The organism is Solimonas sp. SE-A11, assembly GCF_030345715.1.
Lineage (GTDB): Bacteria > Pseudomonadota > Gammaproteobacteria > Nevskiales > Nevskiaceae > Solimonas_A.
Genome location: NZ_JAUASX010000005.1, coordinates 148161 through 169343, shown reverse-complemented (window position 1 = coordinate 169343; position 21183 = coordinate 148161). Strand labels below are relative to the sequence as shown.

At 67.9% G+C, this 21183-nt stretch carries 24 protein-coding genes; 12 read left to right on the top strand and 12 right to left on the bottom strand.

The window, feature by feature from the left end:
• Window positions 1-14 precede the first annotated feature (14 nt).
• From carA to QT386_RS08355, 5 genes are all read right to left on the bottom strand, one after another.
• Window positions 15-1145: a glutamine-hydrolyzing carbamoyl-phosphate synthase small subunit gene (carA, locus tag QT386_RS08375; protein WP_289273300.1), complete on the bottom strand. Its 1131-nt coding sequence runs from the start codon at window positions 1143-1145 to the stop codon at window positions 15-17.
• Window positions 1146-1327: 182 nt separating this feature from the next.
• Complete coding sequence (locus QT386_RS08370) at window positions 1328-2428, bottom strand: PA0069 family radical SAM protein (RefSeq protein WP_289273299.1); 1101 nt, start codon at window positions 2426-2428, stop codon at window positions 1328-1330.
• Window positions 2415-3224, bottom strand: coding sequence for a 4-hydroxy-tetrahydrodipicolinate reductase (gene dapB / locus QT386_RS08365; protein ID WP_289273298.1), 810 nt, complete (start codon window positions 3222-3224; stop codon window positions 2415-2417). Before dapB ends, QT386_RS08370 begins: the two co-directional genes overlap by 14 nt.
• Window positions 3225-3259: 35 nt before the next feature.
• Entirely contained in the window at window positions 3260-3637 is a 378-nt protein-coding gene (locus QT386_RS08360) for a MazG nucleotide pyrophosphohydrolase domain-containing protein (RefSeq protein WP_289273297.1), read from the bottom strand.
• On the bottom strand, window positions 3634-4266 hold the full coding sequence (locus QT386_RS08355) for a CoA pyrophosphatase (protein WP_289273296.1): 633 nt from the start codon (window positions 4264-4266) through the stop codon (window positions 3634-3636). Before QT386_RS08355 ends, QT386_RS08360 begins: the two co-directional genes overlap by 4 nt.
• A gap of 58 nt (window positions 4267-4324) precedes the next feature.
• On the opposite strand from QT386_RS08355, the gene QT386_RS08350 reads away from it, so the two are divergent.
• The 6 genes from QT386_RS08350 to QT386_RS08325 all read left to right on the top strand — a co-directional run bounded on the left by QT386_RS08350 (window position 4325) and on the right by QT386_RS08325 (window position 7190).
• Window positions 4325-4780 (top strand): PaaI family thioesterase, encoded by a 456-nt coding sequence (locus tag QT386_RS08350; protein WP_289273295.1) that lies wholly within the window; start codon window positions 4325-4327, stop codon window positions 4778-4780.
• Window positions 4777-5247, top strand: coding sequence for a PaaI family thioesterase (locus QT386_RS08345; RefSeq protein WP_289273294.1), 471 nt, complete (start codon window positions 4777-4779; stop codon window positions 5245-5247). The genes QT386_RS08350 and QT386_RS08345 overlap by 4 nt, the downstream gene beginning before the upstream one ends.
• A gap of 7 nt (window positions 5248-5254) precedes the next feature.
• The gene (locus tag QT386_RS08340) at window positions 5255-5515 is read left to right on the top strand and encodes a hypothetical protein (protein ID WP_289273293.1); all 261 of its coding nucleotides are present in this window, start codon (window positions 5255-5257) and stop codon (window positions 5513-5515) included.
• A 96-nt stretch (window positions 5516-5611) separates the two neighbouring features.
• Window positions 5612-5926, top strand: a complete 315-nt coding sequence (locus QT386_RS08335; protein ID WP_289273292.1) for an SCP2 sterol-binding domain-containing protein — start codon at window positions 5612-5614, stop codon at window positions 5924-5926.
• Complete coding sequence (locus tag QT386_RS08330) at window positions 5910-6623, top strand: class I SAM-dependent methyltransferase (RefSeq protein ID WP_289273291.1); 714 nt, start codon at window positions 5910-5912, stop codon at window positions 6621-6623. The genes QT386_RS08335 and QT386_RS08330 overlap by 17 nt, the downstream gene beginning before the upstream one ends.
• A gap of 69 nt (window positions 6624-6692) precedes the next feature.
• Window positions 6693-7190: a histidine phosphatase family protein gene (locus QT386_RS08325; protein ID WP_289273290.1), complete on the top strand. Its 498-nt coding sequence runs from the start codon at window positions 6693-6695 to the stop codon at window positions 7188-7190.
• 20 nt (window positions 7191-7210) lie between these two features.
• On the opposite strand, the gene QT386_RS08320 is transcribed toward QT386_RS08325, so the two are convergent.
• The gene (locus QT386_RS08320) at window positions 7211-7738 is read right to left on the bottom strand and encodes a gamma carbonic anhydrase family protein (RefSeq protein WP_289273289.1); all 528 of its coding nucleotides are present in this window, start codon (window positions 7736-7738) and stop codon (window positions 7211-7213) included.
• On the opposite strand from QT386_RS08320, the gene QT386_RS08315 reads away from it, so the two are divergent.
• On the top strand, window positions 7737-8384 hold the full coding sequence (locus QT386_RS08315) for an arylesterase (RefSeq protein ID WP_289273288.1): 648 nt from the start codon (window positions 7737-7739) through the stop codon (window positions 8382-8384). The genes QT386_RS08320 and QT386_RS08315 overlap by 2 nt on opposite strands.
• A 24-nt stretch (window positions 8385-8408) precedes the next feature.
• On the opposite strand, the gene QT386_RS08310 is transcribed toward QT386_RS08315, so the two are convergent.
• Window positions 8409-8903 (bottom strand): DUF1249 domain-containing protein, encoded by a 495-nt coding sequence (locus QT386_RS08310; protein WP_289273287.1) that lies wholly within the window; start codon window positions 8901-8903, stop codon window positions 8409-8411.
• A gap of 56 nt (window positions 8904-8959) precedes the next feature.
• Between QT386_RS08310 and QT386_RS08305 the strand changes: the two genes are divergently transcribed.
• The gene (locus QT386_RS08305; RefSeq protein WP_289273286.1) at window positions 8960-10591 is read left to right on the top strand and encodes an alpha-D-glucose phosphate-specific phosphoglucomutase; all 1632 of its coding nucleotides are present in this window, start codon (window positions 8960-8962) and stop codon (window positions 10589-10591) included.
• Between the two features lie 85 nt (window positions 10592-10676).
• Window positions 10677-11309, top strand: a complete 633-nt coding sequence (locus QT386_RS08300) for a response regulator transcription factor (RefSeq protein ID WP_289273285.1) — start codon at window positions 10677-10679, stop codon at window positions 11307-11309.
• Here the strand turns inward: QT386_RS08300 and QT386_RS08295 are convergent.
• Genes QT386_RS08295 through QT386_RS08285 form a run of 3 tightly spaced genes read right to left on the bottom strand, consistent with a single transcriptional unit; the run spans window position 11306 to window position 18797 of the window.
• Complete coding sequence (locus tag QT386_RS08295; protein ID WP_289273284.1) at window positions 11306-12934, bottom strand: alkaline phosphatase D family protein; 1629 nt, start codon at window positions 12932-12934, stop codon at window positions 11306-11308. The two genes, QT386_RS08300 and QT386_RS08295, sit on opposite strands and share 4 nt — an antisense overlap.
• Window positions 12928-17046, bottom strand: coding sequence for a GMC oxidoreductase (locus QT386_RS08290; RefSeq protein ID WP_289273283.1), 4119 nt, complete (start codon window positions 17044-17046; stop codon window positions 12928-12930). The genes QT386_RS08295 and QT386_RS08290 overlap by 7 nt, the downstream gene beginning before the upstream one ends.
• The gene (locus QT386_RS08285; RefSeq protein WP_289273282.1) at window positions 17043-18797 is read right to left on the bottom strand and encodes an ATP-binding protein; all 1755 of its coding nucleotides are present in this window, start codon (window positions 18795-18797) and stop codon (window positions 17043-17045) included. Before QT386_RS08285 ends, QT386_RS08290 begins: the two co-directional genes overlap by 4 nt.
• A gap of 267 nt (window positions 18798-19064) precedes the next feature.
• Between QT386_RS08285 and crp the strand changes: the two genes are divergently transcribed.
• Both crp and QT386_RS08275 read left to right on the top strand, forming a co-directional pair.
• The gene (crp, locus tag QT386_RS08280) at window positions 19065-19712 is read left to right on the top strand and encodes a cAMP-activated global transcriptional regulator CRP (RefSeq protein ID WP_289273281.1); all 648 of its coding nucleotides are present in this window, start codon (window positions 19065-19067) and stop codon (window positions 19710-19712) included.
• Window positions 19713-19722: 10 nt separating this feature from the next.
• The gene (locus QT386_RS08275) at window positions 19723-20043 is read left to right on the top strand and encodes a hypothetical protein (protein ID WP_289273280.1); all 321 of its coding nucleotides are present in this window, start codon (window positions 19723-19725) and stop codon (window positions 20041-20043) included.
• Here QT386_RS08275 and QT386_RS08270 read toward each other — a convergent pair.
• Entirely contained in the window at window positions 20040-20249 is a 210-nt protein-coding gene (locus QT386_RS08270; RefSeq protein WP_289273279.1) for a hypothetical protein, read from the bottom strand. The two genes, QT386_RS08275 and QT386_RS08270, sit on opposite strands and share 4 nt — an antisense overlap.
• An 11-nt stretch (window positions 20250-20260) precedes the next feature.
• A complete protein-coding gene (locus QT386_RS08265; protein ID WP_289273278.1) occupies window positions 20261-20632 on the bottom strand; it encodes a DUF4345 family protein in 372 nt (123 codons plus the stop codon).
• A gap of 130 nt (window positions 20633-20762) precedes the next feature.
• Between QT386_RS08265 and QT386_RS08260 the strand changes: the two genes are divergently transcribed.
• Entirely contained in the window at window positions 20763-21176 is a 414-nt protein-coding gene (locus QT386_RS08260; protein WP_289273277.1) for a hypothetical protein, read from the top strand.
• Window positions 21177-21183 lie beyond the last annotated feature (7 nt).

The following is a 21183-nucleotide window of genomic DNA, read 5'->3' as shown; positions in this document are numbered from 1 at the left end:
TTCTTCGGGCAGGCTCAGGCGGCCATCATCTTGATGAAGCGGTCGAACAGGACGCTGACGTCATGCGGGCCGGGGCTGGCTTCGGGGTGGCCCTGGAAGCTGAAGGCCGGGGCGTCGGTCAGGCGGATGCCCTGCAGCGAGCCGTCGAACAGCGAGCGGTGCGTGGCGACGACGTTGGCCGGCAGCGTGGCCTCGTCCACCGCGAAGCCGTGGTTCTGGCTAGTGATCATCACCGTGCCGTCCTCCAGGTCCTGCACCGGGTGGTTGGCGCCGTGATGGCCGAACTTCATCTTCAGCGTCTTGGCGCCGGCGGCCAGGCCCAGGATCTGGTGGCCCAGGCAGATACCGAACAGCGGCAGCTTCCTGGCAATGAACTCGCGCGAGGCGGCGATGGCGTAGTCGCAGGGCTCGGGGTCGCCGGGGCCGTTGGACAGCATCACGCCATCAGGCTTGAGCTTGAGCACCTCGGCGGCCTTGGTCTGGGCCGGTACGACGGTGATGCGGCAGCCGCGGTCCACCAGCATGCGCAGGATATTGCGCTTGATGCCGAAGTCGTAGACCACGACGTGGAACTTCTCGTTCTTCAGCGTGGTTTCGCGGTTGCTCTCCAACTCCCAGGAGCCGGTGGTCCAGGGGTAGGACTTGCTCACCGACACGACCTTGGCCAGGTCCATGCCCTTGAGACCCGGGAACTCGCGCGCCAGCTTGAGCGCGGTCTTCTCCGAGATCTTGCGGCCGGCCAGGATGCAGCCGTTCTGGGCGCCCTTGTCGCGCAGCAGGCGCGTCAGGCGGCGGGTATCGATGCCGGCGATGGCGACGACCTTCTGGGCCTTCAGGTATTCGCTGAAGTCCTGGGTCGAGCGGAAGTTGCTGTGGCGCCGCGGCACCTCGCGCAGCACCAGGCCAGCGAGCTGTACCTTCTCCGATTCGGCGTCCTCGTCGTTGGTGCCGACGTTGCCGATGTGGGGGTACGTGAGGGTGACGATCTGCTCGCGATATGAGGGATCGGTCAGGATTTCCTGATATCCCGTCATTGCGGTATTGAAAACCACTTCGCCAACGGTCTGCCCGTCAACGCCGATGGAGATACCGTGAAAAACAGATCCGTCAGCGAGTGCGAGCAGAGCCGGTTTGGAAGGGGTCATAGAGCTGGCCTAATCCTTGGGACGGACACTAAAACGGGGGCTTTTGGCCCCCGTCGTGGATTAGGCGCGAATTCTAGTGTGTGCAGTGCACAACGTCCATGGCTTTTCAGCTTTTCAGGTGAAAATAATTTAAAGGTCCGCCGGGCCATCGAACTTTCGGTGAAAACGCAACGCCGCCCCCTTCAGAAGCCGAAGCCCATCTGGCCCTTGTCGGGCGGCGGTGGTGGCGGTGGTCGGAACAGCGCCGTATCGAGCTTCAGCCGGCGCCCCCGGCCCAGCCCCAGCCGGGCCGCGGCGACCTTGAAGCGCTGGGCGATGACCTGGGCGTACTCCCCCTCCCCGGTCATGCGCTTGCCGAAGCGCGGGTCGTTGTCCTTGCCGCCGCGCATCTGCTGCACCAGGCTCATGACGTGCTCCGCCCGCTGCGGGTGGTGGACCTGCAGCCACTCCCGGAACAGGCCTTTCACCTCGTGCGGCAGCCGCAGCATGATGTAGGAGGCTTCGCGCGCACCGGCCTCATGGGAGGCCTGCAGGATCTGCTCGATCTCGGCGTCGTTGACGAAGGGGATCACCGGGGCCACCAGCACCATTACCGGGATGCCGGCGTTGGCCAACTGGCGGACGATCCGCAAGCGGGCCTGGGGGCCGGCCGTCCGCGGCTCCAGGGCCCGTTTCAGCTCCGGCTGCAGGCTGGTGATGGAAATGGCCACCTCCACCAGGTTGTCCCTGGCCATGTCCGCTAGCAGCGGAATGTCGCGCTCGATCAGGGCGGCGCCCTTGGTGACGATGGTCAGGGGGTGCCGGCAGCGCTGCAGCACCTCCAGGATCGAGCGCATGACCCTATATTCCCGCTCCACCGGCTGGTAGGGGTCGGTGTTGGAGCCCAGCGCGATCGGCGAGCAGCGGTAGCCGGGCTTGCGCAGTTCCTCCTCGAGCAGCCTGGCCGCGTCCGGCTTGTAGAACAGCCGGGTCTCGAAATCCAGGCCCGGCGACAGGTTCAGGTAGGCATGCGCCGGGCGGGCGTAGCAGTAGATGCAGCCGTGCTCGCAGCCGCGGTAGGGATTGATCGACTGCTCGAAGCCGATGTCCGGCGACTGGTTGCGGGTGATGATGCTCTTGGAGGCTTCCGCCGTGACGATGGTGTCCGGGCGCGGGGTCTCCGGTTCATCCAGCAACCAGCCGTCGTCGAAATCCTCGCGGGCACGCGATTCGAAGCGACCTTCCGGATTGGAAGCCGCTCCGCGACCCTTTATCCCCTGAGGGGGCTGCTCAGGCGAGGACATCCCGCATCGAATAGAGACCCGGCTGGCGGCCGGCCAGCCAGCTGGCGGCATGCACCGCGCCCTTGGCGAAAATGGCCCGCGAACTGGCCTTGTGGCTGATCTCCACGCGCTCGCCTTCGCCCAGGAACATCACCGTGTGGTCACCGACCACGTCGCCACCGCGCACGGTGGAGAAGCCGATGGTGTTGCGGTCACGCGCGCCGGTGTGGCCGTAGCGCTCGTAGACCGCGCAGTCCTTGAGATCGCGGCCGGCGCCGCGGGCGGCGGCCTCGCCCATCATCAGGGCGGTACCACTGGGGGCATCCACCTTGTGGCGGTGATGGGCTTCCACCACCTCGATGTCGAAGTCCTCGGCCAGCACGCGGGCGGCATCCTCCAGCAGCTTCAGGCAGAGGTTGACGCCGATACTGAAGTTGCCGGCCTTGAGCACCGGGATGCGCCGGGCGGCGGCATCCACCGCGGCCTGCTGCTCCGGAGTGAAGCCGGTGGTGCCGATCACCACGGCCTTGCCGTGCTCGATGCAGAACGGCAGCAGCGCCACGGTGGCTTCCGGGCGGGTGAAGTCGATCAGCACGTCGAAGTCGGACACGACCTGGGCCGGCTGGGTCACGATCTTGACGCCGTTGGCGGCCAACCCGGCGAGCTGGCCGGCATCCTGCCCGGCCTCGGGGCAACCCTCGCGCTCCAGCGCGGCACCCAGCTTCGCCCGCGACGAGGCGTCGGTGGCCTGGATCACGGCGCGGCCCATGCGGCCACTGGCGCCGAGGACGGCAATGCGAACGGGGGACTGGGTCATGGCAACGGCAACGGGTTCAAAAACGGGCCGCTATTTTAGCCTTTCGCCCGTTCCGCCTGCTTGGCCTGCTGCCAGTATTTTTCCATCTCGTCGAGCCGGCGCGGGTCGCCAGGCGGCGGCAGCTCCGCCAGGTGCTTCAGCACGTGGCCGAAGCGGCGCTCGAACTTGGCATTGGTACGCGCAAGGGCGCGCTCGGCATCCACGCCCAGGTGACGTGCCAGGTTCACGGCCATGAACAGCAGGTCGCCGAGCTCGTCCTCGGAGCGGTCGCGCCCCTGCCCCGCCGCCTCCTTCAGCTCGCCGACCTCCTCGGCCAGCTTGTCCCAGAGCTCGTCGAGGTGGCGCCAATCGAATCCCAGTTCGGCGGCCTCCAGCTGCAGGCGCAGGGCCTCGCTCAAGGGATTTGCGCTCATGCCGTCTCCGCCACCTTGTTGGCCAGGTTCCACAGCATGCCGGCAGTGGCGCCCCAGATGCGGTGGCGACCAAAGTTGAGCTCGAAGAACGGCACATTGAGCCCCTCGCGGGACAGCAGCTTGTGTTCGAAATTGCGCAGGTCCAGCACGAAGTCCAGCGGCGCCTCGAACACCTCCGCTACCTCGTCCTCGCAGGGCCGGATTTCGGGCTCGCCGCTGACGATGCCGACCACCGGGGTCACCAGGTAGCGGGTCATGGTCGGGTAGTCGTCCAGGTAGCCCAGCACCTCGACGCTGGCCGGCGGCAGGCCCACTTCCTCCTCGGCCTCGCGCAGGGCGTTGGCGGCGGCGCTGGCATCGCCCTCGTCACGGCGCCCGCCGGGGAAGCTGATCTGCCCCTTGTGCGAGCGCAGGCGGTCGGAGCGCACCGTGAGCATCATGGTCAGGCCGTGCTGGCGCCGGATCACCGGCGCCAGCACGGCGGCCGGGCGCAGCGATTTCAGCAGCGCCGGCGTCAGCAGCAGCTTGTCCATGTTCAGTGGCAGTTCCAGGCGCGACATCGGCCGCGGCGGCTGCTCGGACGTGTCGGCCAGCGCGCGGCGCAGGCGCGGCTCCCAGTCGGTCATCATGATTACCGGAGTATCGATTTCTGTTCGCGAGTTTACCCCCTTCACCTACACTTACGGCATGACCACCCCCAACCTGGAAACCATCGCGGCCGCCTTCCTGGGCTACATCCCGCACATGCGCGAGTGCGGGCTAAGCCTGGTCCGGGGCTCGCCGGAGGGCGTGGAACTGTGCTTGCCCTTCCGCGAGGAATGGGTCGGCGACCCGATCCGCGGCGTGCTGCACACCGGCCCCATCACCGTGCTGGTGGACAGCAGCTGTGGCCTGGCCGTATTGGCCGCGACGCCGGTGCCGGAGACCATCGCCACGCTGGACCTGCGCATGGACTACCTGCGCCCGGCCCTGCGCGACAAGGACCTGTACTGCCGCGCCGAGTGCTTCCGCATGACGACGCACATCGCCTTCGTGCGCGCCACGGTCTGGCAGGACGACCGCGAGCAGCCGGTGGCGATCAGCCAATCGGCGTTCATGCGCTCGTCGACCGGCAAGCCCTGGAAGCCGGAGGCCCGCACATGAGCGAACCACTGATCGAATCCGCGGCCGATCCCTTCGGCGAGGCCCGCCGCCTGGCCCGCGAAAGCGGAGATTTCTCGGTGCTGGTCGCCACGGTTCCCTATGCGAAGTACCTGGGCGTGCAGTTGTCGCTGCACGAGGGCAAGCCGCGCGCGACCCTGCCCTTCCGGGAGAATCTGATCGGCAACCCACGCCTGCCGGCCCTGCACGGCGGCATCACCGCGGCCTTCATGGAAAATGCCGCGGTGCTGCACCTGCTCTACCAACTGGATACTGCGCGCGTACCCAAGAGCATCGACTTCTCGATTGACTACCTGCTGCCGGCGCGCACCGAGGAGCTGTACGCCGACTGCGAGATCGGCCGCATGGGCAGCCGCGTGGCACAGGCCACGATCCGCTGCTGGCAGAAGTCGCAGGAGCGTCCGGTGGCGGTTGCCCGCGCGCATTTCCTGCTGATGACGCCGGACTGAAACCCGCTTGAAGACTTTCCGCGAGCTGGATGAGGCCACCGGGCAGGCCAAGGGCGCCGCCTTCCGCGCCTTCAAGCGGCTGGAGCCCGGCCTGCGCGAGGGACAGGACTTCCTGCTGCTGTGGCCGGGGCGCGACGACACACTCATTGGTGAACTGCGTACGCAGGACCGGGTCTATCGCAACAGCGTCAACATCGTCCTGCTGGACGATGCCCTGGCCGAAAGACTCCTGAAACACTTGTCGGGCAGCCTGGAACCGGGGCAGTAATGCGCCTTGTCCCTTGCCGCACGATCTGAAATTGCCAGACCGGCGCGCCGGGTTTACGATCCGGGGCCTTACAATTACCACACTCTGGAGAACACCATGTCCGCCGCCGACTTCCTGAAGAAGCTGCCGTCCGCGTTCAACGCCGCCGAAGCCTCGGGCACCAACTGCACGATCAACTTCGTCTGCTCCAAGCCGGTCAATGTCGTGATCAACAACGGCACCTGCGCGGTCAACGACGGCACCGCCGGCACCGCCGACCTGACCATCACCATGGAAGACGACGACCTGATCGCGCTGATGAAGGGCGAGCTCAACGGCATGACCGCTTTCATGACCGGCAAGCTGCAGGTCGACGGCGACCTGATGCTGGCGCAGCGCATGGCCAGCTTCTTCGATGCCTCCAAGCTCTGATCCCGCGATCGGTGCCGAACAAGCCCTGGGCAGCGATGCCCGGGGTTTTTCGTTTGCGCTGCAGGAGAACCAGGGACGCCTGGAACTGCGCGCGCTGCATCGCCCGGACTACGGCGCGATCTGGATCGACTGGGGCAGCAGCGAACAGCGCCGGCGCATCGCCGGCGGACGCAAGCAACTGCTGGCCCGCGCGCTGGGCCTGGCCAAGCGGCCCGAACTGGACATCCTGGATGCCACCGGCGGCCTGGGCCGCGACGCCTTCACGCTGGCGTCACTGGGTGCCCGCGTGACGCTGGTGGAGCGCCAGCCGCAGATCGCCGACCTGCTGGCCGACGCACACCGGCGCGCGCTGGCCGACCCGGCGCTAGCGCCGATAGCGGCACGTATCGAACTGCGCCGCGGCAACGCAGCGCTGGTTCTGGGCGAGGGCCGCTGGGACAGCGTCTACCTGGACCCGATGTACCCGCACAGCGGCAAGACCGCGCTGCCGCAGAAGGAGATGCAGATCTTCCGCGACCTGGCCGGCGCCGACGAGGATGCCGACGCCCTGCTGGAGCCGGCGCTGCAGGCGGCGCGCCTGCGCGTGGCGGTGAAGCGGCCGCTGAACGCCCCCTGGATGGCCGCCCGCAAGCCTTCGCTGGAGCAACGCGGCACGCAGGCGCGCTTCGATATCTACCTGAGCACAAGCTCCTCGTAGGAATACGGTGACGCACCAACACCTGCTTGCGATACGCTTGCGATGGCCGCCGAACCCCTAGAGGAAGAAATGCGACTGCTGAGCCTGGTGCGTCACGCCAAGTCCTCCTGGGACTACGAGGAGTTGAGCGACTTCGAGCGCCCGCTGAATGAACGCGGGCGTCGCGATGCGCCAGCGATGGCACAGCGCGCGCGCCGGCTGCTGGGCATCCCCGACCGGCTGGTGTCGAGCCCCGCCTTGCGAGCGATCACCACCGCGCACCTCTTCGCCGACGCCTTCGCCCTGGGACGCGAGGAAATCCAGCTGCAGCCGCGCATCTACGAAGCGTCACCGGCAACGCTGGTGCAGATCCTGAACCAACTCGACGACTGCGACCGCCACGTGATGCTGTTCGGCCACAATCCGGGTTTCAGCCAGCTCGCGGGATTGCTGGCACCCTGCCCCTTCGACGAGGTGCCGACCTGCGCGGTGGTGCAGGTGGCGCTGGAGATCGAACACTGGCGCGATGCCGGCCCGGGACTGGGCAAGCTGCGCCAGTACCTCTATCCGAAGGATGGCAGCGACTAGCTCGCAGGGGACAGCGGTGATCAGCCCCTCTTAACCGACTGCAGCTTGGCCTTATAGCGCTGTGCGTTCTGCACGTAGTGCTGGGCCTGCAGCTTCAGGAACGCCGTCTCCTGCTCGCCAAGCTCGCGCACTACCTTGGCCGGCGAACCCATGATCAGCGAGTTGTCCGGGAAGGTCTTGCCTTCCGGGATCAGCGACTTGGCGCCGACGATGCTGTTGCGCCCGATCTTCACGCGGTTGAGGATCACCGAGCCGATGCCGACCAGCGAGTTGTCACCGATCTCGCAGCCGTGGAGCATCACCAGGTGGCCGATGGTGCAGTCACGGCCGATGGTGAGGCGGATGCCGGGATCGGTATGGAGCACCGAGCCATCCTGCACGTTGCTGTTCTCGCCGATCACAATCTCGTCGCAATCGCCACGCAGCACGGCGTTGAACCAGACGCTGGCGTTGTGTTCCAAGGTTACCGCACCGATCAGCGTGGCATTGGGTGCAACCCAGCAATCCCCCTTAAACTGGGGCTCCCGTCCATCGAGGGCGTAGATCATGCGCGGCTTCCGTAAAGGGATGATTGATTTCCGCAGTCTGGCGGGCAGCCTGCTGATGCTGCAAGCCCTGCTGCTGCTCGTTGCCTGTAGCGACAAGACGCCCAGGCTTCCGGCCCTGCCGCAGGATGCCGTGGTGCTGGCCTTTGGCGACAGCCTGACCTATGGCACCGGCGCCAACCCGCGCCAGAGCTATCCAGCGGTGCTGGCGGGCCTGATCGGCCGCAAGGTGGTGAACGCCGGCGTGCCGGGCGAAACCACCGCGGAAGGGCGCGAGCGCCTGCCCGAAATCCTGGACGAAACCGAACCGGGGCTGGTGATCCTCTGCCTGGGCGGCAACGACATGCTGCGACAGATGGACCGCGCCCAGATGCGCGCCAACCTCAGTGCCATGATCCAGGAAATCCGCGGGCGCGGCATTCCCCTGATCCTGCTGGGCGTGCCGGAGCCGAAGCTGCTGTCGCTGCAGGCCGAGCCCGGCTACGCGGCGCTGGCGCAGGAGCATGGCTTGCCGATCGAGAACCGGGTCATCGCCGAGGTGCTGGGCGACCGCAGCCTGAAGTCGGACCAGATCCATCCCAATGCCCAGGGTTACCGGCAAATGGCGGAGAAGATCGCGGGTCTGCTGAAGAAGGCCGGAGCCGTGTAACGCCGCCCGCCGATCGCGGCGGGATCAGAGCGCAGCGGCAGGCAGGATGCGCGGGCGCGCTGCCAGGCTGAAGCCATGACCGTGCTCCAGAAGGTACTCCAGCCACTTCCCCAAGGTCAGGTTGCGCTGCCACTGCGCGCTGAGGAACTGACCCGCCTTGGGGTCTCCCTCCTCGGTCGCGTCCCAGGGCGGCCGCTGGCTGCAGGCCAGGGCCTCGGCCACGGCGGCGTCACGGTAGACGCGCACCCACAGGTCCGGCTGGCGACGTACGCCGTCCTGGTCCACGAATTCGTATGACAGCTTGAAACTGACCGTATAGCGATCACGATCGGTCACGCGCAGATGCAGCGGCAGGTCGCTCTGGCTGCGGGAGACGGCCTCGTCGAACGGCAGTTCCAGCTCCGGGATCAGCCGCTCCAGCAAATGGTAGTTGCGTTCGTACAGATCGAGCAGGTGCGCCAGCCGCCGCGGCTTGCCGCAGCAGGGACAGACATAACCATGGCCAGTAGAGGCTTGCATGTGGGGACTATAAGATAGGGCTCACGACTGGGACAAACAGAACAAAGGAGAGCATCATGGCGATCCGCGAAATCTCCACCAAACCCTACCTCGACCAGAAATCCGGCACGGCGGGACTGCGCAAGAAGGTCGCGGTCTTTCAGCAGCCGCATTACCTCGAGAATTTCCTGCAATCGGTCTTCGACTGCGTGCAGGAACTGCACGGCGGCACCCTGATCATTGGGGGCGACGGCCGCTATTACAACCGCACGGCAATCCAGACCGCCTGCGCCGTGGCCACCGGCAACGGCGTGGCGCGCATCGTCATCGGCCAGGGCGGCCTGCTGTCGACGCCGGCCGCCTCGCACCTGATCCGCAAGCGCGGTGCCCAGGGCGGGTTGCTGTTCACCGCCAGCCACAACCCGGCCGGGCCGGACGGCGACTTCGGCATCAAGTTCAACGTGGCCGGCGGCGGACAGGCCAGTGAGGGCCTCACCAACCGCATCTACGAGACCAGCAAGCAGATCGCGCGCTATCGGGCGCATGAGGGCGGACAGGTGGACCTGGACCGTCGCGGGCTGCAGACGCTGGGCAGCACCGAGATCGAGGTGATCGACTGCGTCGACGACTACTCGCAGCTGATGCAGGAGCTGTTCGACTTCGACCGCATCCGCGACTGGTTCCGCCGCGGCCACACGCTGCGCTTCGACGCGATGCATGCCGTGACCGGCCCGTACGCCGAGCGCATCTTCGTCGAGCAGCTCGGCGCGCCGCTGCTGAGCGTGCAGAACGCGAGCCCGCTGGAGGATTTCGGCGGCGGTCATCCGGACCCGAACCTGATCTATGCCAAGCCGCTGGTGGACCTGGCCTTCAGCGCCAACGGCCCCGACCTGGCAGCGGCCAGCGACGGTGACGGCGACCGCAACATGATCCTCGGCAAGGACATCTTCATCTCGCCGGGCGACTCGCTGGCGATGCTGGCGGCACACTTGCACGAACTGCCAGGCTACCGCCGCGGCCTGGCCGGCCTGGCGCGCTCGATGCCGACCTGCCGTGCCGCCGACAAGGTGGCGAGCGCGCTGGCGATCCCGCTCTACGAAACTCCCACCGGCTGGAAGTTCTTCGCCAACCTGCTGGATGCCGGCAAGCTGACGCTCTGCGGCGAAGAGAGCTTTGGCACCAGCAGCGTCCATGCCCGGGAAAAGGATGGCGTTTGGGCGGTGCTGGCCTGGCTCAACGTGCTGGCCGTGACCGGCCTGTCGGTGAAGGAGATCGCCCAGCGGCACTGGAAGCGCTTCGGCCGGCACTACTACGCACGCCATGACTACGATGAGCTGCCCGGCCCCGCCGCCGACAGCGTGATGCAGGCACTGGCCAACCAGCTCGCCGAACTGCCGGGGCGCAGCCTCGGCGACTACACGATCAGCGAGGCCGACGAATTCAGCTACCACGATCCGGTGGACAACAGCATTGCCGTGAACCAGGGCCTGCGCGTGATCTTCGGTGACGCGGCGCGCATCATCCTGCGCCTCTCCGGCACCGGCACCAAGGGCTCGACGCTGCGCGTGTACCTGGAGCGCTACGAAACGCGCGAGAGCGCGCTGAACTGGGACACTCGGGACGCGCTGGCGCCGCTGGTCAACCTGGCCGACCGCCTGACGCGCATCGGCGAGCTGACCGGCCGCAAGGCGCCGAGCGTGATTACCTGAATCCACGAACCAGAGTCCGGGGCGGCCAAGGCTGGCAAATTGCACGCCGCACCCGGACAATGGACGCCGTCCATGGAGGGCGACGTTGAATATCCTGCTGGTTGACGACCACGAGCTGTTCCGCGAAGGCATCAAGCTGCTGCTGGCCAACCTGGCCGAGGATGTCGTCTTCGTCGAAGCACCGAGTTGCCATGCCGCCCTGTCCCACCCGGCCAGTTCGCCGCTGGATGTGATCCTGCTCGATTTCCACCTGCCGGGCACGCATGGCTTCGATGCCTTGCGCGCCCTGCGCGCACACTTCGAGCAACCGGCCATCGTGGTGTTGTCCGCCGAGGAGAACCCGGCGCTGATCGTGCAGGCCATCGATGAAGGTGCCGCCGGCTTCATCCCCAAGACCTCCAGCCACGCGGTAATGATGGCCGCGCTGCGCCTGGTACTGGCCGGCGGAACCTACCTGCCCCCGCACGCATTGCTGGGTTCCGCACCGCAGGCCGCCACGGCGCAGCAGCCGGGTGACCCGCTGGCCGAGCTGACGCCGCGCCAGGTGGAGACGCTGAGGCTGGCGATGCAGGGCAAGGCCAACAAGGTGATCGCCCGCGAGATGGATGTGTCCGAGGCGACGGTCAAGGCGCACCTGTCCGCCTCGTTCCGCGCGCTGGGTGTACGCAATCGCACCGAGGCGGTGTTTACCGCCGCGCGGCTCGGACTGAAGATCTAGAAAAGATCCAGGGTCTCGAGTACCTCCCGGTCCGGCGGCTGCGCACAGGGTTCGCAGGTGCTGAATTCGCAGTGCAACTGCCAGCTCCCCGACGTCTGTGGCTGCAGCGACAGCTGCGTGAATCCGGCGCCGCCGAAGACGCGGCTGCCGATCACGCATTCCCAGCTGCCACTCACGCCTTCGAAAGACAGGACTTCATCCTGCACCAGTTCGGCCGCGTCGGCGTTGGCGAAGCGGTAAGGTGTGTTAAGGCCCGCCGTATGGATCGAATGCACGGCGATTTCCTGCTTCGAACCCGGCCGTCGCAAGCGGGCGGTAGTGAACACCCCCAAGTGCTCGTCGCCGGACAGGAACACCAGGCCGCGCAACTGATGTTCGCCGATCAGTTCCAGCAGCGACAGCAGGGTTTCCGGGTGGCCGTCCCAGCCGTCGGAGCGGCGGCAGGCCCGGATGCTTGCATCCTCGCGGCCGAAGGCCAGGCGTGCCGGCAGGGCATAGCGGTGCCGCGGCAGGAAGATGGCCGGCGACACGATCAGACGCGGCCGGTCGCGTGGCCCCTCCAGCAGCCAGCGGCGCAGGGCCTGCCATTGCTCGGCCCCCAGCAGACCCGCCGCGCCAAAGCCGGTATCGCCATGACGCCCCTGGCGACGGCTGCGGGTATCGAGCAGGAACACCGGGATGCCCTCGGCCTCGAACGCATGCCACAGCGGCTCCGCCAGCGTCTCCTCGGCCGTGGCCGTGAAGCGCAGGCGCTGGTAGCGCAGGAAGTAGCGCAGGCCGCGCTCATGCACGTCCCGGTTGCGCTGCGCGGCATCGGCGGGCGCGTCCGGTGCCAGCGGCTCCCAGTTGTCCTCCAGCTCATGGTCATCCGGCAGACAAACCAGCGGCACGCGACCTAGCGCCCGGCGCACGCTTTTCCCATGCAGCCAGGTCTCGTAGGGCTTGCGGTAGCGGTCGTCGGCCAGCGTCGGATCGAACAGCCCGGCTGTGGCGTCGGCATAGATCTGGTCTCCGGTCAGCACCAGCCATTGCGGCGGCTGGGTACCATCGAGGCGATCGTTGAGCAGGTCCCAGCCCCGCGACGGCGGATGTTCGTTGAGGATGCCTGGCGGATAGCCGCAACTGCCCAGCGCCAGCCGCAGGCCATTTTTCGTCGGTGCCGGCGGAACACGAACCAAGCCCGGCGGGCTGGCCGGCCCTTCGCGGTTGATCTGGTTCACCGCCTGCTCGATCGCATCGGCCATGGCGGTGGACGCCAGTTCCTCGCCCGGTGGTGGCGCCCTGCCCGACCATAGCCGCTGCGCGGCCAGGCCGTCAGCGGTATCGAACAGGGTCTGGTTCATGAACGGCGGCTGCGGGTAAAGCGGCAGCAGCAGCAAGTGCTGCACCTCCGCTCTCCTGGCCCAGTCCGGCAAGGGATGCGAGAACCAGTCGGTGTCCCTGCCGTCCAGGCTGAACAGGATCTGCTCCGGCCCCAGTTCGAGACGGCGCATCAGCTCCGCATAGCGCCAGCAGCCGGCGGCGTCACGCTCGACCGGCAGCATGCACAGCTTCTCGGGCCGGCCCAGTTGCGGGCTCGCGCCTAGGCCCAGCAACGGCACGTCGGGGTTCTGCAGGTTCAGCATCGGCCCCAGCCAGGGCGGCTCCGCAACATAGGTGGCGGATCGGCAGGCCGTTCGGCGGCCTCCTCTCGGGCATCGAGGAAGTCGAGGATTTGTGCGCAGGTCTCACCGGCCCGCTGCCCGATCAGGCTGTCCTGGTGCCCCATGCCGGGCAGGATCCGCTTCTCCACCTCGCAGCCGGCATCACGCAGCAGCGCCTCCGCCCGATGCGCCGTGGCGACGTCGGCGAGGCCGTTGTCCTGCCCGTGCAGGACCAGGGTGCGGAAACGCCAGTGGGTCCGCAGCCCCTCGCGCGAAACGAAGCGGTTGCGGCCGCTGCGGTCGGTGATGACCTGGTGCCGCGTGAAATGGATGACCTGGGCGACGGTATCGAGACTGAGCGGCCCGAACAGGTCGTCGATGTGGTCCAGCACCCGCGGGCTCAGGGCATCCAGCGAGAAAGTGCGGCCGTAGATCGCGTCCATGCGGTGGCGCGAGGCGAGATACTCGGTACGGCAGGGCAGCCAGGGATTCTCCTGGCGCAGTTCCTCGTCGGAATACGGCAGGCTGCCGAGGAAGCGGTCCAGCAGTTCCATCCCCAGGCCCTGGCCGGGCTCCGGGCGGAAGTCGTGGCGCAGTGGCCCGAACAGCTGCTCCAGGTAGGACATGACGTAGCCGCGGAAGATGTTCTGCTGGCTCATCACCATCACCGGGCCGTTCTGCGACAGCACCACCCGGCGCAGGCGCTGCGGCAGGGCACGGCGCGCCACCGCGTGGCGATCCGGGCCGCTATCGGTGGACGATCCGCGCGGGCGCAGCAGGCGTTCCAGTTCCATGCCCTCCTTGCCGGCCGAGAGGATGGCCTGGCTCAGCATGACCGCGCCCATGCAGTGGGCGACGACGTCCAGCGCCTGCTGTCCGCTGCACTTCCAGATGTAGTCCACGGCGGCGGGAATATCGTTGAGCGCCACCTGCTCGAAGGTCCAGGGCAGGCAGGCCGTGGGCAGCCCGGCGCTGCTGCGCAGGTCGACCACCCAGACATCGCGGCCACTTTCGGCCAGCCTGGCGGCCAGGCTGGGTTCCAGGGCGGGATGCGCGTAGCTGGTACCGCTGGCGCTGTAGCCGTGGATCAGCAGCACCGGGTTCGCCGTGACGCCCCGCCGCACGTTGCGGTAGCACGCCAGGCGCAGGCGCACCGGGGTATCGCCGGCCTTGCCCAGGTCCAGCCAGTGGATTTCCGGCGCCGGCAGGCCCGGTAGCCGGCCCGGCAGGCGCTGCACCGGGCGATGCCGCGGCGTATCCGGCTTGCGCAGGTTCCAGACATGGATGGTCAGCAATAGCCGAGCGAAGTAGGCGGCCAGCGAGGCAAAGTCGACCAGGGCCTCGACATGGCAGTCCTGCGCTTCGATGCGCATCAGAGGGCGGCCGCTCGCGGCCAGGTATCGGGGATCCAGCGTCAGCAGCCGCTGGCCTTCCAGGCGATCCCCGAGTTGCGTCAGCGACAGCTCCTGCAATTGCCGCCAGGGATTGCTGGGCCGCTCGTAGGTGATGTGCTTGTGGCCCCGGACATCGGACCCGACCAGGTCGCGCAAGGGCAGCAGGCTCTTCACGCTCTCGGGCGTCAGGTCCTCGACGACCTGCAACTCGTAGTCGAAACGGCGACATTCGCCGGCACGGCTGGCGAGCTTGAACATGCCCCAGATGCGCTTGGCCATGCTGGGGCCGCTGCTGCGCTCGCCGGCCATGGCCTTGCGCGCCCAATCCGACAGCCCGAGGCCCGCGTCGCGCAGGCCGCGGTTGCACCACCAGGCGCGGCTGCCGCGCGCGGTCCGCTGCAGGAAGCCGCTGGGATCGCGCTTCATCACGACGAGGCTGCCCTTGACGCGATAGACCCGCGCCAGGCACTCCTCGCGCCGCTGGCGCTCCTCGACGGACAGCACCTCTGCCTTCAGACGCTGCCATTGGTTCAAAGGAAAGATGCGCAACTGCGCCGCTCCCTCGTCGCCCAGTTCCAGGCGGGCATTGCCGAGGCGCCCGTTCTCGTCGGGCCGGAACAGATGGTGCAGGGCCAGGGGCTGGTAACCCAAGGTGAGCTCCACCCAGCAGTCGCGCCGCGAGCCCTGCGCATCGGCCAGGCTCACCGGTCCGGCCAGGCGCTCGCAGACGGCTACCTGCGTACCCTGGCGTGGCAACTGGTAACGCGCGGTGATGGCCTGCTCCACGTCCGCCAGTTGGGGGCGCGACTGCGGGGGCGCAGGGGCAGCATGGCGCGGCGGTTCGCAGCCCCAGTCACGCCGCAGGGCCTCCACGGCGCGCAGGGCCACCGCCGCGATGGTGAGTGCGGGATTGGTACCCAGGGCGGAGCACAGCACGGAGCCGTCGAGCACCACCAGGCCCTCGTGCCAGCCGCGCGGCTGGCCGTGGCGCGCGGGATCGAACACGCGCCCGCAATCGTCCACCACGCCGCCATCGACATCGTCGGCCATGGCGCAGCCGCCGAGCGGATGCACGCTCACCGCCGGTCCGCGCTCGTCCTGCACCAGGAAGTCCATGGACTCGGGCATGAAGCGCCACAGCGGATTGGGCAGCGTACGACCGCCGAAGCCCGCGGCGGCGCGCAGCGCATCGATACGCTGCATTTGCGCGTCGAACAGCGGGTGATGGGGAAGCTCCGGCCAGACCACCGCGACATGGCCGTCGCCGGTATGCGTGTCGGCGTCGCCCGTCAGCTCCAGGTGGCCGCCGGCACCGTCGTCACCCATCGCCGCGAACACCGACATATGACGGATGCGCTCGCGTTGCACGGCGAAAGGATCACCCGCCGGATGACCCTCCAGGTGCTCCACGTCATCGAAACAGGCCAGGTCATGCAGGGTGCTGGCGGTGGTGATCGATTCCTCCGCGGCACGCCGCAGCGAGCCGGGCACCGCCAGTTCCTCCACCACGATCTGCTGTGCGGGCACGGCTGGCCGTGCCGCGATCCGGGTGTCGATCACGCCCGTGATGGTGGGGCCCACACGGCGCTGCCCTGGCGGCTGCTCTTCGTCGGCCACGGCATTGGCCTGGGCCTGCGGCCCGTAGCCATAGCCAAAGGCGATGAGATCGCCGTTGCCGGAGAAGCCCTGCCCCAGCCGCATCGAGAACAGCGTGCGCGCGGCGCGACGCTGCGTGCGCATCAGGATCTCGCTGGAGCCCAGCGTGCCCGCGGCCAAGATCACCCGCCGCGCCGTCAGCCAGCGCGGACCGGCATCCTGCAGACGCAGCTTCGGGTCGGTGTGCGCCAACTCCAGGCTCCAGGCTTCCGCATGCTCCGCCGGGCGCTGCAGCCGCAGCACGGTGACGCCGCACCAGATATCCGCCTGGTATCGGGCGGCGCGTACCAGCAGGTTGGTGTCGAGCGACTCCTTGGCGCCGTAGTTGCAGCCGGTGGCACAGTCGCCGCAGAGCTTGCAGGCAGACAGCTGCACCCCCTCGGCATTGGGACCGTCGCGCATGGCCACGGTCACCGCGGCTTCCCGCATGGCGCCACGGCCGAGCATGTCGAGCACACGGGTCTTGGCCAAGCGCTCGCCGCCCAGGTCGCGATGCCCGCCGATATGGTTGTCTATCCCGCCGTGCGAGGCTCCGAGCAGGGCCTTGGCCTTCACATACCAGACGTCCAGCGCGGTGCCCTTCTGGAACGCGACGGGCCAGCGTCGGTCGAACACTTCCGGCCGGGGAACCTCCATGACGCCGGCATTGATCAGCGAGCCACCGCCCAGGCCGTTGGCCACCAGCAGCCCCAGGTCCCGTCCGGCGCGGATGTCGAAGAGACCCTCGCCTCCCTTCGGCTGCCCGCCGAAGCTGCCGCGCAAATGGGTTGGCAGGTCCGCGAGCTGCGAGGGAAAGGCACCGGGCAGGTATTCGCGGCCGCGCTCGAGCACGCAGACCTTCAGGGGGCGGCCGTCCTCCGTGCAACCGGCCAGCTCGGCGGCCGCGACGGCACCGCCATAGCCGCTGCCGACGATGACGATGTCGTAGGCCGGCTCGAGTACCGGCGTGAGATGGCACTTGCCGGGAGCGGACAGCAGCTCGGAAAACTCACGCGACAGCCAGCGCCCGGACTGGTCCCCCGGTGCCGGCCGCGGTCGCGTCACTCGTTGACGGCCTTGAGGATGGATTCCCGCAGCATCATGGCGTTGACCGGCTTGTGCAGCAGCTCGACGCCAGCATCACGGGCCTCGCGCAGGCGGTCGGGAGCGGTGTCGCCGCTGATCAGCAGGGCCGGCAGCTCGGGCCAGGTCTGGCGCAGGGCGCGGATCGTGCGGATGCCGTTGTCGTCGCCGCGCAGGCGGAAGTCGGCCAGCACGATCGACGGGGTGAAACCCAGCGCCTTGTCGATGGCCGCGTCGGTGGAAGCGGCGGTTTCGACGGTGAAGCCCATCTCCTCGAGCAGCGTCTGCATACCCAGGCGGATGGCTTCCTCGTCGTCGATCACCAGCACCTGGACATGGCGCCACAGCGGCCCAGCCGGTACGGCCTGGTCCGCCACCGGCACGCCCGGATTGCGTGTCACCGGGATATCGACCGAGAAGCGGCTGCCACCGGGGCTGGACGCCAGCTTCAGGCCGATATCCAGGAGCTCGGTCAGGCGGCGCACGATCGCCAGGCCCAGGCCGAGCCCCTTGCTGCGGTCGCGTTCCGGATTGTTGAGCTGGTAGAACTCCTCGAAGACCCGCTCCTGCTCCGACTCGGGGATGCCCGGCCCGGTATCGGCGACGCTGATGCGCAGCTTGTCGCCCAGCGGCTCCACCGACAGGTGCACGCCGCCCTGTTCGGTGTACTTGATGGCGTTGGAGACCAGGTTGCGCAGGATGCGCTGCAGCAGCATCGGATCGGTACGGACCAGGCTGCCGTCCAGGCCCTGCAGCGTCAGCCGCAAGCCCTTGCGCTCGGCCTGCGGCTGGAACTCGTCCATCAGCTGCGACAGCAGGATGGGCAGGTCCACGCTGGAGATGGAGCGCTCGATCACGCCGGCGTCGAGGCGCGAGATGTCGAGCAGAGCATCAAGCTGGCCGGCCAGGGACTTGACGGCCTTGTCGATCTGCTCGGCGATGGCGGCCGTGCGGGTATCCATCGGCCGCAGCAGCAGCGAGCCGCTGAACAGCGACAGCGCGTGGATCGGCTGGCGCAGGTCGTGGCTGGCGGACGCCAGGAAGCGCGTCTTGGCCCGGTTGGCGGTCTCGGCATTGCCGAGGGCGGAACGCAGCTTGCGGTTCAGGTCCACGCGCTGCTGGCGGATGTCGTAGGACTCCATGAACACCCCGGAAACGCCTCGGGCATGGCTCAGCATGGTGGTGATGTAGATCAGGATCAGGCCGGCGAACAGCAGGCGCTCGGAGACCGCGACGTCGGCCACCGGCGTCAGGGTCCAGACCACCCCCACCGGCACCATCATGGTCAGCACGTAGGGCAGGCAGATGCGTCGGTAGCCGGCCGTGGCCTGGATCGTGGCGGAACAGACGCCGACGATGTAGATCGTCACGATGGCGCCGATCAGCACCGGCACCACCGGGAAGAACAGCACCACTAGCGCCTGCACCACGCCGGTCAGCAGGAACAGGTTCGAGGCCCGGCGCAGCTTGCTGTGGTCGGAGCTCGTCCGGTCTTCCGGCAAACGCAGCAGCACATGGGTGCGCCAGGCCACGGCCGCGACCACCACCCCCAGCCACAGCAGTGGCAGAAGGGGCGACATGTAGTAGCACAGCAGCGCCGCCATCAGCACGCTGGTGAGGTAGCGCTGCAGCGGGATGCGCCGCGCCTGCTGGGCCATCAGCAGCACCAGCTCGCCCTGCTGGGAACGCAATTCGGCGTCCCGCTCCCGCAGTTCGATGGGTAGGTGCGACATGCCCAAGTCCGTGGCGCTCCGGCTGGATGAATTGGCGTCGTTCAACGCTACCGCTCCCGGCTGCCCGCGACTATTAGCCATTTGGCTAATCCCCTTTTGAAACTGACTACACCGTCAGGCCAATTGTGCCGTACCTGGCCGGGGATCAGGATGATCTGGCGTTCTGGGCGGGCTCGGATGCTTCGGGGGTTCCAGGCGCAGGTTCAGCGGAATCCGCTCCCCGGAGCGGGAATTCCTCCTTACAGGCATCTCAGGGAGAACAGGGCGATGCTGCACAAACCGGCGGTTCAGGCATTCATCTGCCAGGCGCACAAGAAGAGCTTCGCGGCCAAGCACACGATCATCCACGCGGGTGACGAGCCGCACTCGCTATACCTGATCCTGGAAGGCTCCATCAGCGTGGTGCTCGAGGATCACGAGGGCCGCGAGGTGGTGCTGGCCTACCTGAACCCGGGCGAGTTCTTTGGCGAGATGGGCCTGTTCCCGGAGCACAACCTGCGCAGCGCCGTGGTGCGCACCCGCACCCAGGCGCTGGTGGCCGAGTTCAGCTACCAGAACTTCCGCCGCTTTGTCCGCGACCAGCCGGACATCATGTTCGAGCTGTCCGGCCAGATGGCCTGCCGCCTGCGCGACCTCAACCAGCGCGTCGCCAACCTGGCCTTCATGGACGTGGCCGGCCGCCTGACCCATGCCCTGCTGGAACTCAGCAAGAAACCGGACGCCGTGGCCCACCCGAGCGGCATCGTCGTGCGGATCAGTCGCCAGGAGCTGGCACGCCACGTCGGCTGCTCGCGCGAGATGGCCGGCCGCGTGCTGAAGAAGCTGAAGAACGACGGCTTCGTGCACTCCCAGGGCCGCAACATCCTGATCTACCGCAACGGCCAGAACGGCAGCATGATGCATGCGGCCGCCTGAGGAGCCCGCCATGGGCCTGCATGAACCGATGCAGCTTGAGCCGCCCCCGTTCAGCGCCGGGGAACTGGCGGAGTTCGCCTCCAGCTTCGAGCGGGTCAAGGCCCGGCTGCCGCGCCTGTTCCGGCCCTATTGGCACCGCTGGACCAGCATCCCGGGCGAGACCCCGGCGGTGCTGGTCTACGGCGAGGACGGCCGCCTGGCGCTGTGCCTGGTGCGCGAACAGCCGGGCCTCTACGGCGCCATCGGCGTCACCGTGCCGGGGCACCTGCAGTACTGGCCACCGCGCGGCTCCATCGGCGAGGCGCTGGGCGCCGCCGGGCTGCTGCTCTAGAAACTCTCCGGGTCCTGCTGCCTCGGCGTCTCCAGCCGCTGGCGCACCGCGAACTCCGGCAACCATACCGGGGCCACCGGTATGCCGTAGCTGGCCAGGCCCAGCCCGCCGCAGGTCAGTTGCAGCCCCTCCTCCATCACCGAGGCCTCGGCCCCGAGATCCAGTAGCCGGCGCAGCAGCGCCGCCAGGCTCGCGAGCGTCATCATCGGCCTTCCCCTCAGATCGACAGGCTGCCGGCCGGCAACACGCCCAGCAGCACGACGGCACCGACGGCCTCCACGAAGAAGAACACCACCGGCCAGAGCCCCGGACGCTCGCGCAGGGCGCCGATCACCCGGCCCAGGGCCATGCCGCCCAGGGCCAATGCCACGGTCAGTGCAATGCCATCGCGCAGTTGCGGCAGCCATAGCGGCACAACCAGAACCAGCGCCATCGCCAGGCCAAAGCCGCCGTAGACCGCCTGGATCTCGTTGCGCGCCGTGGGCGTCTCGGCCGGCAGATCGAAGCTCTGCAGGAAACGCCGCGGTACGGCAAAGGCCGCCAGGCCCATCAGCAGGAACAGGGCGGCGACGATGGACATCGGGATCATGGCGGGCATCTCCGTGGTTTCTGGAGTCCATGCTCATCCCGGGCCGGCGACTCGGCAATTACTCTGGAGGTAATCGCGGCGGCCCGCGGATGGCTTAGGCTTCGGCTCATTCTCCCTGCCAAGCTTCCGCATGACCCACGATCCGCACCCACCCCTGCGCTACTTCCTGCTGATGTTCATGGCCGCCACCTCGCTGGCCAACGGCGTGCTGATGGTGGCCTTCACCGAGCAGTGGTACCTGTGCATCGCCAACCCGGCGCGCGCGGCCCTGTACAGCGAACACTTCGTCACCGATGTGGGTACGGCCTACCTGACCATCGGCGCGGCGCTGCTGTGGGCGGCGCTGAGCCTCGCCCGGGCACTGCCTCTGGTGGTGGTGGCGCTGCTGTTCTCGGCCCTGCATGCCGTGCATCACGTCTGGGAGTACGGCAGCTTCGGCGTGCCGACCCGCAGCGTGTTGATCGAGCTGTTCGGCATCTGGGGGCCGGTGGCGATCCTGGGCTGGCTGGGCCTGGACCTGCGACGGGCGGAGCAGGCCGCCTGAAGCAGCC